The organism is Neopusillimonas aromaticivorans, from assembly GCF_030344915.1.
Taxonomy (GTDB): domain Bacteria; phylum Pseudomonadota; class Gammaproteobacteria; order Burkholderiales; family Burkholderiaceae_B; genus Neopusillimonas; species Neopusillimonas aromaticivorans.
In genome coordinates, this window is sequence record NZ_CP128233.1 from 32307 (window position 1) to 44494 (window position 12188).

Here is a 12188-nt window from a genome sequence, read left to right on the forward strand (position 1 = left end):
TGCTAACTCCTGACTTCGTTACTATCTGGGCCAGAATCGGCGCCCAAGCTATTGCCCTCGAACTGGCCAGATTGGCTTGCTTCTTTCGGCTCCATGCTTTCGCGTATCGAAGCAGCCAGTTTTCCGCCTGTGGTTTCGCTCACTCGCTCCTGGAATCCCTGCTTCACTTGAGAGCCGACACCCTTGGCTAACTCGGAGGCCGTGCCTGTGGCCAGCTTCGCGGCCTTGGCAAAGCCGCCACCGCTTGAGCTACTGCCGCTGTCACCAAAGCCAGCCGCTTGGGCGAATGGGCTACTGCCAGCAGTACCCGCTTCACCACCACCGTTTCCGCCACTGCTGACAACTGACCCCATGCTGGACATGTCACCGCCGGTTTCCATACTCGCTGATGCTTTCTGAAAAGCCGCTTGGAGTGCACTTGCACCTCCGGCTGCACCGGCTGCGGCACCCATAACCGCTTTACCTGCCAGGGCAGCGCCGCCAGTTGCCATACTGGCCGCCGTCACCGCCGCCCCAACTGCCGCACCCGCACCGAAGTTTCCAATTCCACCGGCTGCGCCAATACCACCACCAGACACAAGACCAGAAATCATCGGCGGAACTTTGTTGACCAAGAAAAGCAAGATGACCGATATAACCAACATCACGGCCAGTTCCTGGGATGCCATGTTCTCGCTGATTTGCGTGTAGTAGTGATTGATGAACTCTTTGCCAATCGCAACCAGAAGCACCATTGCCATAAGCTGTGCGGCCAGGCCCAGCACGGTCTTGTAGTAATTGATCGCCATGTCGGAAGTCCAACGACTTCCACCAAAGCCAAGGAAGAACACACCGGCATACAACAGAATCCAGGCTGATGCGAGCAACAGCAACAGGTTGACCGCAATCAACGCCAGGACAAACAAAACAGCCAGGGCCATTAGCTCCATGACCAGAGCAGTTGCCATCTGCCGCCATCCCAGCTCCGAGGTGGCCTGTACTGTGCGGTTGTATAACTCGAAACCAAGATCAAGGATGCTGGAGGGCCCAAGATTGCTATTGGAAAGTCCCCCGCCTGCGCGCCCAGAGTTTGCAATGACTGAACAATCGTACCGGCGATATTCATGCCCTGGTTCGCATTCGTCAGCAACCACCAGAAAAAGCCGGTGAAGATCGTGAAGCGAACGAACTCCGCGAAGAACTCGCCAATGTCGGCCTTGCGCAAAGCCATCATGCCGAATGTCCAGACCATCGAAATCACAACCAGCGTCCAGAACAAACGCGATGCAGCGGACTCAATAGCTGGCCCCCATGTTGCGGCAGCATCATGAAAACGCTTGAGCACATCATTCATAACACCGCTGCTACTTAGCTCCTGCGCCATTGCAGGTTCAGCCAGCACCATTGTGGCGACCATCATCAAGCCACCTAGAGCAATTTTCTTTCTCATGGCGACCACCTCAATAATCATCTTTAGGGCTGGGCTTGAACTCCCACTGACGCATCTGCTTGGCCTTCTGGAATGCTCTGCATTCCTCGGTAAAGGCCTCTCGGTTCGCTTCGCTGCGCATTTCATTCAGTGCTGCCTGGAACGCATCGGGGGCACACGTCGCCGCATTTGGTTCGGGCATCCTTTCCTGTTCACATCCAGCCAACAACAGCAACGTAGCCGCGGTAGTAAAAAGATTTTTTCATCTCACCGCCTCCCTAGTAGTTGTCTGCCGGACTCGGGCGAAACGTCCAGGTACGCATTTGCTCGGCCCTGGCATCACCTCGCGCCTCGGCATCGAGTTCTGCTGCAATCCGGGCTGCCTCCGCGTTGTGTTGGGCGGTCAACATGGTGCGAATCTGCAAGAGCTGATTGGCCTGCTGGCTGGCGAGCTGGTTGGCGTAGCCGATGGCCTGTAGCTGGCCAGTTGCACCCTGGGCCGCGCCTTGCAGCCGCTCCAGGGTACGGGCGTCATCCTTCAAAGCCTTTTGCTGGTCGGCAACGGTCTGGAACAGGGCATCGTTGGCCTTCTTTTGCGACTCTGACGCCAGGCGGCGGTTCTCTTCCATCGCTGCCTTTTCGGCCGGCGTGCATCCGCCGCTGCCGTTGAAGCATGGCGAGCTGCGGTAATAGGCCACGTCCTGAAACTTGGCCAGGTAACGATCCAGGCTGCCTAGCTGGTTCTCGTAATAGGCCAGCGTGTTTTGCGCGGCAATCAGCCGGTTGATCGTAGTCTGCGCCTGATCCCAGATATACGCGGCTGGGGCCATCGTGTTCTGGAGCTGATTTTCGTACTGCTGCAACTGGGTCTGGTACTGCTCAATCTGCTTGAGCGTCTGCGCCACCGACTCGATGGCCGTCATGATGTTCTGGGCCAGGTTGCCGCCGTCGATGACGGGGATACCAGCTTGCACAGGGGCGGTGGTAGTGGTGATAAAGCCGGTTGCGAGTGCAACGGCTAGAGCGGTTTTTTAGCCGCTAAAATTTTGGACTTCATGGTCGTACTCCGTCGATGAAAGAAGGCATTGCCTTGACCAAGCGTTGTGCTTGTTCTCGGCAACGTTTCATCGAAGAGCTACGCCACTAGCTGATCGGTATTGCCCTTGGCGCTGAGGCCCGGACTTACAAACGTAAAACTACTCTGTTTTTTTATCGCTTTCGGACAAGCCAACTTCCCGGCCAATCTCTTCAAGCTCTAGCGGCTGTACTGCCGCCGTCAGTATTTCGCGTATTTCCGCGTCGGTGCTCCTATCGTTGAGCGCTGCTCGAACTTTCAACGCACGGTGCACCTCGGCGGGTAAATTCCTGATAAGCACATTTGCCATATCAATACCCTTTTGGTGTACCCGACAACCATGCTATCAAAGATATTAAAAATAGCAAGACCTATACTCTTGCAACCGGCGGTAGCCGATCAGCCCCGCAGGGCAGGATTCCCGTTGAGTGCCCCCGGCGCGAATAAGGGACAGTGAAGATAGATAACCGGCTTGCCGGTTAGCTAACTTCACCCATCCTGCCCGCATTTCACCCACTATTGAAAATCTAGCGCATATCGAACGTAAAGCGTTTTATCGTCAAACAAACACCGATTCTTGGCAACATAACCGTAATCGTCACCAAATCGGCCTGCAATCGACATAGTCGCTTCAAAATCGCTGCTCAATCGGCTTTAAATCGGAACCTAAAATGCCAACAATCGACACAAACCATTCGCCCCGATGGGGCGAGTTGGACGCCAAAAAAGAAGGGCATAACCCGCCCCTCAAGTGTCAATGAACACAAGAAATTTGCCTCCCCTCCCGTCATACCACTAAGGCGACGTATTGATACTTGAGGGGCAACCTTTCCTGATGTTGACACCTTCACGCAGGTTACTGGTTATGGGCGTCCAACACACACGGCTCATTCCTGCTTGGTAATAATAAGAATAATAATCTTCTTATTATTCTTACCGAACGAATGGGCACTGCTTAGCCATTTCACGTTTCGAGCCAAGGTTTCAGTACAGATAACTACAAGTGCACACAGCGGCCCTCCAGCACCGTTAGACGCAGATTCTGCTTCAGCTCATGGAATAAGGGACTCCGGGTTGTTTTCCCCTCTCACAAGGCGTTTCAGCGGCCACTGAAGCCGCCTTCTCTTCTTGGCGTTAAACCATCGGCCTATGGCCGATTGATAAAGCCCGCCAGGGCTTTATTGGCAAGGTCAGAACGCGCCCTCAAGGCGCGAGCTGCACCGCGCATGATGGATTATCTTTAGATAATCTTGGATGGATTTCCCAAACTGCCCGCAAAGCAGCGCACCGTCTGGGTTTTCCAAATTGGGACGGGGAACGTTACGACGGCAGAAGGGGAGCGTTACGACGGTAACAAGGGAACGTTACGACGGTAAACGGGTGCAGTTGCCGTGGGGCCAGGCCTCTTGATCTCCCATTTTCCCTTGGCGTATTCGTTCACTACCCAACCCACGGCGGCAAGTTCGGCCAGTGCCTTCCGGGCAGTCTGACGGCGTTTTTTCATAGCTTCGGCATTGGCTTCATCTGGCCAGACATAGCCGCAAAGCGTGTCCAGTTCCACGCGCCCGGATTTGCCGGGGTCGATCCAGCCGCATAGCCGTTGGTGCATCAGCCGTGCCGGATCAGTCTGTAGCACCCGCACTTCCGCCATGTCGATACGGGCATATGGACGATGCCCCAGGATCGCTTCGGCAATACGCGGATTCAGGGCAACCCATAGCCTGCCGTCCGTCTCGTCAAAAGCATGACTCATCAGGTGGAACGCGGCTTGCCGCCGTCCCTTCGTCACAAGGATGGTGACGTTCGACATGCGCAGCAGGCTGGCTTTGAGCGCCTTGATGTTGTCGCCGCTATCCGTCATGCCCGTTTCTGAGAGCAGTTTGGTCAGGCTCTCACGAACCACCAAGCCGTCTTGCTCAATGGCTTCGAAACGGGGTTCAAGGAATAGCCGTAGCTGTCGCCCCGTCTCACTGGTCGGTTCCGGGGTTAGCAAGATGCCGTTCGGGCCGCCAAGGGCCACGATGCCTTGCAAAAGACGCATATCATCGGCCCCGAGAGGTTCGAATCCGACGAAACGCATGGATTCGTCCTCGCCAAAGGTGTAGGTCACGTCCAGCTTGCAGCGTTTGCGATCGCCACGCTTGAGGCTGCGGAACAGGCCAGGTGCCAAACAGTGCGCGGGATCATGTCGGACGTGGGTCAGGTCATGCTTAGGCTTCTTCACGCTGTCTCCTTTTCACCTTGCACTGCCGCTCCAGTACAGCAGGCTTCAACACGCCGCCGTCGTGCCGTCTAAACCAGAGTTCTTGAAAAGGTGCGCCATAGTTGGCCTTGCTGACGCCAAAGCGGACAAAATACCCACGCTGACAATCATCGACCCCCAGTATCTCGGCCTCGCCTTGCGTCATGCCGGATAGGTAGTCCAACCTGATTTATTCATTTTGGCCGAAAACGACCGCTCAACACGCCGCGTCATGCCGTCACCAGCGCACGTTTCATGACACTGCTCTGGCGATTTGAGCGGTCGGTATTCCCCAACCACGCCAATATCGTCAAAAATGCGTTCTGAAGGCTGCCTTTTTTCAGGCGCAAAAAACGCATGCAAGAAGGCTACCCCTTCTTGGCAATCATGCGCAACAACCATTTGATGTTGTAACCCGCCGCACACAACACGGCATGCAACTTGTCGCCGTCTTCACCCTTAAGGTGGCAGCGATCCATCCGGTGATCCGCTTTCAAATGACCGATGATCGGTTCAATGGCCTGACGGCGTTTCAGTTGCTTTCGTTCCAACGCCGTCAGCCTTTTGGGTTTGCCCCGATGCACAATGCGCATCTGCGGATTATCGGCATCCACGCCCCGGTAACCCAGGTCTACAAAGACCGTGTCGGGTGCCGGCGCACAGTCTTGCATCAGAATCGTGGCCTGTTCAAGCTGCTCATTGAGCGTATGCCCATCGTACGGATTACGATGAAACGCCCGTGCGCCTACGATCAAATTGCCCTTGAACGTGCTGGCAATCCCGACCTTTACACCGAACTCATAGGGCCGACGCGCTTTACCCTTGCTGATGCAGTCGACTTCCGGGGCGTGCCAGGCGTACAGCTTGGGCTGGCCTTTGACGCTCTTGCGCTGAGCGCTTTGGGCCGCGATACGATTTGCCTTGTTCAAGACCTGATCCAGGGCGGCGCGTACCGCCTGACCGAGCACATTGGCCTTGCGATCCATCTCACGCGACAAGCGACCCACAATGGTTCGTTGACGTTTAATGGCCCGGCGCATGCGTTTGAACTGGCGGGCATGGGCATAACGGCCCGCCTGGCGGCTCAGTTGTGCACCTTCTTTGGCAAAGGTTTGCTTGAGCGAAATGCCCACCGCTTTGGCGGCATCCACCAGTTTGATCCGCGCGGTCTCTAACAGGCGGCTGTCCGTGGGATGTGCAATTGCCTTCTCCTGCACGGTGCTGTCCACAATCACGCGGCTCAACTCCTGGGGCTTGATCAGCTTGAGTTCGACGGCCACGTTGATGGTCTGTGCCAGCAACTCTTCAACCCCTTCTTCGCCCAACAGCTTGCGAAACTTGACCAGCGTGGTGGCGTCGCAGGGACGGTGGTGTTCGAAATACGCCTGACCCGCAAAGAACTGCCATGTTGGGGTTTCACCCCAACGCTCAACCACGCCCTCATCCGATTCGTTGAACGCATGCTTCAGATACAGCAGCGAAATCATGATCCGAAGCGGCACACGTGGGCGACCCGCGTTGCTGCGCGAAGACTGACGCTGCGGCTTCTCGCCAAACAAATCCAGGTCCGGCATCGCGACCCCCGTGTGGGCTTTACGAACAAACAGATGGGCCACCCGTGCCTCAAGTTCTTGCCATGGCATGCGCGAGGACAACACCGCCAACGGATGACGAAGGTCAATCATCTGATCAATGCGAGAACGGAAAAAATCATCGGTGGCAGGGCAGGCAAACATCGAAATAAAACTCCCAGAAAATAGCCTCTATTGGACAACAAACCGGGAGTTCCGGGTATCGGAAATTGCCCCAATCTTCAATGTTTATGCGGGTTACGGGGATTGTTCAGGGCCGACTAGGTACGATTGCCAACGGATGTTATCAACCAGTACGGACGATCCACGACTGGCCTGCTGTTGATCGCCCGACCCCATCATGGCTGCGCTTTTACTCGCGTGGTGCAGAAACACAATGGAGCAGCCTGTATCAGCGGCTATGGCCTCCATGTGCCCAACAACCTGCGCCATCGGCCCGCTAGCGTTCTCCTCCTCAATGTGGAAGCGCCGCAAAGTGTCCAAGATCATCAAGCGACGACCTTCAGCGGCTCGTTTGAGAGCATCGAACCAGCTAGCAGCCATGATGTTTGGGCATTTACCGATCAAGGGTTCAATGAGCAAACCATCAGCCACGGCTTGCCGTTCCGCTGCGCTGAGGTGTGCCCCAAGGGCGTGCAGACGATGGTGAATAGCGGCCGGTGGATCTTCAGCAGGCAGATAGACCACTTGCCCGGTGGGAAACTCGCCTATTTCAAGTAAATCAGGCCCGCCTGCAATCTGTGCAGCCAATTGAAGGGCCAACATGGATTTACCAGCCCCACCAGGCGACACAAGAGCACCAACAGTGCCAGCAACCATATTAGGCAGAACATAATCAATGGGTGGCGGCAATTCCGTGAAAGCCGCCATAAGATCAAGAGCCATATAACTAGCCCTCTATAGGGCCAGGTCGCGCAGCTTGATCACCCGATGATTTACGTGCCTCAATCCACTCTTCGACCTCTGACAAATCCCAGGCGACATTTCTACTGGTTAACGCGATACGGCGTGGAAAATCCCCTCGCTGCTCCAGGTTATAAATTGTTCGTGTCGAAAGCGGGATCATCTCCAGGAGCTTCTTCCTGTTGATGAGGGTCTTTATATTTTGCATGGGTCAATACCTCTCAAATGAATAGTTGCTATTCATCGAGTAGCTGCGCGAAGCAGCTAATCGGTAATTGACCTGCCCGATGCCAATGGCGGCCTTATTTATAAATTCACGGCATCAACTTCAATGCTATCAAAGATAGCAAAAACATCAACCCTTACTGCCTCCCGAAGTCCACTCATCAATCATATCGGCCCAATCCTGCAACATCGCCGCCCGCTGCTCGCGGTACTCAGCCTTGTTGTAGACAGCCCTCACGCCCTTCTGCTCGTGCGCCAGGCACTTCTCGATCCAGTCGGTGTTGTAGCCGGCCTCATGCAACAGCGTGCTGGCTGTGCGCCGCAAATCATGCGGTCCGAACTTGGTAAGTGACTTCCCATCTTTCTGCGCCGCCTTGTAAGTCAGCGTCAGCACCTGGTTAAGTGTGGCAGCGCTCATCGGCGCATCCGAGTCGTACCGTGATGGCAAAACGAAGTCGGAACCACCGGCAAAGGTTTTCATGGCAATGAAAATATCCAGAGCCTGCTGGGACAGAAATACCAGGTGCGGGTTACGGCGTTTCATCCGCTCCTTTGGAATCGTCCACAACGCTTCGCTGAAATTGATCTCGCTCCAGGTCGCATTGGTCAGCTCGCTCTTGCGCACCATCGTCAGCAATAACAGCTTGGCCGCCGCACGGTTTGTTGGGCTTGTGCCCACTCGCTCCATGTACTGGTACATCAGCCCAATTTCTTCTGGCGTCAACGCTCGGTCACGTGGCTCGAATCGAGCGATGCTTGTTGGGCGCACCAGTTCTGCCGGGTTTTCGACCTTCTGCCCACGCTCGATGGCCCAGCGAAATACCTGCAACACGATTTCACGCACATGAACGGCGGTGGCCGGTGCGCCTCGCTCAACAATGGCATCAGCCAGCGCCCGCAAGTCTTCGTGGGTGATCTCCACCAGCTTCTGATTGCTGAATTTCGGCTTCAGCTCACGCTCATAAACCGAGCGGCGCATATCGCGGGTGGAGTCGGCCATCTGGTAGCCACGCAGCCACTTCTCCGCCCAGGCACCGAACGTCTCTGCATCTTTCACCCGCGCCTTGTCTCGGGCTTTCTCCTTGGCCGGCGACTTGCCCGCCGCAACCATCTTCTTGGCGTCACCCAACAGCTCGCGGGCTTCGGCCAGGGTGATGCCACCGACACCATAACGCCCAAAGGTGATGGTCTCCTGCCGACCGTTGATTGAGTAGTTGTAACGGAACGAGATGGAGCCGGCTGGAGTCACTGCCACATAGAGACCTTCCCGGTCATTCACTTTGTAGAGTTTGTCCCTGGGCTTGAGATTGCGCAGCTTGGTATCGGTCAGCATGTACCTTGTCCTTCTTCGTCTCCGATACCATGCTGAAAAAATCTCGAATTTATCGTATTTTTTCTTACGAAACAGTAACTTATAGAATATTAATACCATGAACACACAAAAGAACGCAGCATGGTATCGGCATCAATCATGGCATCGCCAAACCATAATACCAGCTTTAATGCCATGCTCAAACGGTGCTTGGCGCTTCCTCCCGTTGCCAGATCGTGCCAAACACAAACAAAAAAAGCCCGCAATTACGCGGGCTTAGCGGCATTTCATGCCATCAGGTGCCTGGCTGTGCCAGACGCGGAATCATTCCCACTCAATTGTCGCTGGCGGCTTGCTTGACACGTCATACGTGACGCGATTGATACCCCGGACTTCATTAATAATACGGCCGGACACTTTCTTGAGCAGTGCGTACGGCAGTTCTGCCCAGTCGGCCGTCATGAAGTCGGATGTCTGGACAGCGCGCAAGGCCACCACATATTCATAGGTACGGCCATCACCCATGACCCCCACCGACTTGACGGGTAAAAATACCGCAAACGCCTGGGAGGTCAGGTCATACCAGTTCTGGCCACTGACCGGATCTTCGGTTTTACGCAATTCTTCAATGAAGATGGCATCGGCACGGCGCAGCAGGTCGGCGTATTCTTTCTTGACTTCACCCAGAATGCGAACCCCCAGACCCGGCCCCGGGAACGGGTGACGGTACACCATGGCGGGCGGCAGGCCCAGGGCTACACCCAGCTTGCGGACTTCGTCTTTGAACAGTTCGCGCAACGGCTCGAGCAGCTTTAAATTCAACGTATCGGGCAAGCCACCGACGTTGTGATGCGACTTGATGGCCACGGCCTTCCCCGTTTTGGACGCGGCCGATTCGATGACATCAGGGTAAATGGTACCCTGTGCCAACCAGCGTGCATTGCCGAGCTTGCCCGCTTCGGCCTGGAACACTTCAACAAACTCTTTGCCGATGATTTTGCGTTTGGCTTCGGGGTCGGTAACGCCGGCCAGTTTGCTCATGAACTGTTCAGTGGCATCGACATGAATGATTTTCATGCCGAAATGCTCGCCAAACGTTTGCATGACCTGCTGGCCTTCATTCAGGCGCAACAAACCATGATCGACAAAAACGCAGGTGAGTTGATCGCCAATGGCTTTGTGAATAAGCGCCGCTGCAACGGACGAGTCAACACCACCTGACAGCCCCAGAATGACTTCATCGGAACCGACCTGGGCGCGAATGGCATCAATCGCTTCCTGAACGTAGTCAGGCATGTTCCAGTCGCCTTCGCAACCGCAGATTTCGCGCACAAAGCGCGACAAGATTGCCGAGCCCTGAACGGTGTGGGTCACTTCGGGATGGAACTGTACCGCGTAAAAATTGCGGGTTTCGTCGGCCATGCCGGCAATGGGGCATGAATCGGTCGAGGCCATCAGTTTGAAGCCCGGGGCAGCTCGGTGACCTTGTCGCCGTGGCTCATCCAGACCTTGAGCATGCCATGCCCTTCAACCGTGGTGAAGTCTTCAATGCCATCGAGCAGACGGGTATGACCACGGGCACGCACTTCAGCGTAGCCGAATTCGCGATGGTCAGACCATTCGACCTTGCCACCCAGTTGCAGCGCCATGGATTGCATGCCGTAGCAAATACCCAGCACTGGCACCCCCAGCTCGAATACGGCCGCAGGCACTTTCAGGGACTCTTCGTGATACGCCGAGGCATGGCTGCCCGACAAAATGATGCCCTTCAGGCCAGATTGCGAACGCACGAAGGCGTCGTCAACGTCGCCGGAATGAATTTCACAATACACCCCCGCTTCACGCACACGACGTGCGATAAGCTGGGTAACTTGTGAACCGTAATCGAGAATGAGGATACGCTGATGCATGATTGAGTAATGGAAACGGCTTAGTCGGCGCGGTAGTTGGGAGCTTCTTTGGTGATTTGAACGTCATGCACGTGCGATTCGCGAACACCGGCAGAGGTGATTTCAACGAATTCGGCTTTTTCGTGCATTTGGGCAACGGAGGCACAACCGACATAACCCAGCGACGCGCGGATACCGCCGACCAATTGATAAATAATGGCGATAACGCTGCCCTTGTACGGTACGCGCCCTTCGATGCCTTCGGGAACGAGTTTGTCGGCATTGTTCGAGGGTCCTGGAAGTAGCGATCGGCAGAACCATCGGTCATGGCACCCAGGCTACCCATACCACGGTATGATTTGTACGAACGGCCCTGAAACAGTACGACCTCGCCCGGGGCTTCTTCGGTACCGGCAAACATGCCACCCATCATGCAGGTTGATGCCCCTGCGGCCAGCGCTTTTGCCACGTCACCTGAATAACGGATACCGCCGTCGGCAATGAGTGGCACGCCCGAACCTTTCAAGGCACCGGCCACGTCGGCAATGGCAGTGATCTGGGGAACACCCACACCAGCCACGACTCGGGTCGTGCAGATGGAGCCCGGGCCAATACCGACTTTAACCGCATCGGCACCAGCGTCGGCCAGAGCCCTGGCCGCAGCCGCCGTGGCAATATTGCCGCCAATGACCTGGATACGGGGGTAGTTTTGTTTGACCCAGCGCACGCGTTCGATAACGCCGGCCGAGTGGCCGTGCGCTGTATCGACGACCAGAACGTCAACCCCGGCAGCCGCGAGTTTTTCAACACGCTCTTCGGTGCCTTCACCCACGCCCACCGCAGCGCCAACACGGAGCTGACCGTGAGCGTCTTTGCTGGCGAACGGATGCTCGGTATTCTTGACAATATCTTTAACGGTTGCCAGACCGCGCAACTGGAAGTTTTCGTTGACGATGAGCACACGTTCGAGACGGTGCTTGTGCATCAGCGACTGGGCCTCTTCGAGCGTAGCACCCTCTTTCATGGTAACCAGCCGGTCTTGCGGTGTCATGACTTCGCGCAGGGGCAAATCGAGGCGGTCCTCAAAACGCAAGTCGCGGTTGGTGACAATGCCCACCACTTTGCCGCCTTCTACGACAGGCAGACCCGAAATGCCGTGCTGGCGCTGCAACGCAATGGCGTCGCGCACTTTCATGGTGGGTGTTACGGTGACCGGGTCGATGACAATACCAAACTCGTGGCGCTTGACGCGTGCCACTTCTTGCGCCTGGCGGTCAGCCGTGAGGTTTTTGTGAATGATGCCAATACCGCCTTCCTGTGCCATGGCAATGGCCAGACGGGATTCAGTAACCGTATCCATGGCCGCCGACACCAGCGGGATGTTCAGGCTGATGTCGCGCGTGAACTGGGTGGCAAGGGAAGTATCGCGAGGCAGGACCTGTGAAAAGGCCGGGACTAACAACACATCGTCGAAGGTTAGCGCTTTTTTGATGAGACGCATGCAATTACTCCGTGTGCAAAGCAAGATTATACGCTGTATGC

7 protein-coding genes and 5 pseudogenes are annotated in these 12188 nt (G+C 55.8%); all 12 read right to left on the reverse strand.

What is annotated here, in order from left to right; all coding sequences use genetic code 11:
* Positions 1-2: 2 nt before the first annotated feature.
* The 12 genes and pseudogenes from trbL to guaB all read right to left on the reverse strand — a co-directional run bounded on the left by trbL (position 3) and on the right by guaB (position 12147).
* Positions 3-1450 (reverse strand): annotated as a pseudogene (gene trbL, locus N7E01_RS00200) (P-type conjugative transfer protein TrbL).
* Positions 1440-1652: pseudogene (gene trbK, locus N7E01_RS00210) on the reverse strand (entry exclusion lipoprotein TrbK); the annotation flags it as partial. The pseudogenes trbK and trbL, both read right to left, overlap by 11 nt.
* A 34-nt stretch (positions 1653-1686) precedes the next feature.
* A complete protein-coding gene (gene trbJ, locus N7E01_RS00215; RefSeq protein ID WP_253256312.1) occupies positions 1687-2382 on the reverse strand; it encodes a P-type conjugative transfer protein TrbJ in 696 nt (231 codons plus the stop codon).
* A 222-nt stretch (positions 2383-2604) separates the two neighbouring features.
* Positions 2605-2793: a FitA-like ribbon-helix-helix domain-containing protein gene (locus tag N7E01_RS00220; RefSeq protein WP_000024442.1), complete on the reverse strand. Its 189-nt coding sequence runs from the start codon at positions 2791-2793 to the stop codon at positions 2605-2607.
* Positions 2794-3825: 1032 nt separating this feature from the next.
* Positions 3826-4707 (reverse strand): replication protein C, IncQ-type, encoded by an 882-nt coding sequence (repC, locus tag N7E01_RS00225; RefSeq protein WP_000743064.1) that lies wholly within the window; start codon positions 4705-4707, stop codon positions 3826-3828.
* Positions 4694-4891 carry a P-loop NTPase family protein gene (locus N7E01_RS00230; protein ID WP_434089540.1) on the reverse strand — a complete coding sequence of 66 codons (198 nt, stop codon included), beginning with the start codon at positions 4889-4891 and terminating at the stop codon, positions 4694-4696. The genes repC and N7E01_RS00230 overlap by 14 nt, the downstream gene beginning before the upstream one ends.
* Positions 4892-5096: 205 nt before the next feature.
* Positions 5097-6461: pseudogene (locus N7E01_RS00235) on the reverse strand (IS5 family transposase); the annotation flags it as partial.
* 93 nt (positions 6462-6554) lie between these two features.
* Positions 6555-7202 (reverse strand): helicase RepA family protein, encoded by a 648-nt coding sequence (locus N7E01_RS00240; RefSeq protein WP_434089541.1) that lies wholly within the window; start codon positions 7200-7202, stop codon positions 6555-6557.
* 4 nt (positions 7203-7206) lie between these two features.
* A complete protein-coding gene (locus tag N7E01_RS00245) occupies positions 7207-7428 on the reverse strand; it encodes a helix-turn-helix transcriptional regulator (RefSeq protein ID WP_001179606.1) in 222 nt (73 codons plus the stop codon).
* A gap of 147 nt (positions 7429-7575) precedes the next feature.
* A complete protein-coding gene (locus N7E01_RS00250; RefSeq protein ID WP_000954590.1) occupies positions 7576-8778 on the reverse strand; it encodes a tyrosine-type recombinase/integrase in 1203 nt (400 codons plus the stop codon).
* 303 nt (positions 8779-9081) lie between these two features.
* Positions 9082-10667, reverse strand: a pseudogene (guaA, locus tag N7E01_RS00255) (glutamine-hydrolyzing GMP synthase).
* 20 nt (positions 10668-10687) lie between these two features.
* Positions 10688-12147, reverse strand: a pseudogene (gene guaB, locus N7E01_RS00260) (IMP dehydrogenase).
* Between the last annotated feature and the right edge of the window lie 41 nt (positions 12148-12188).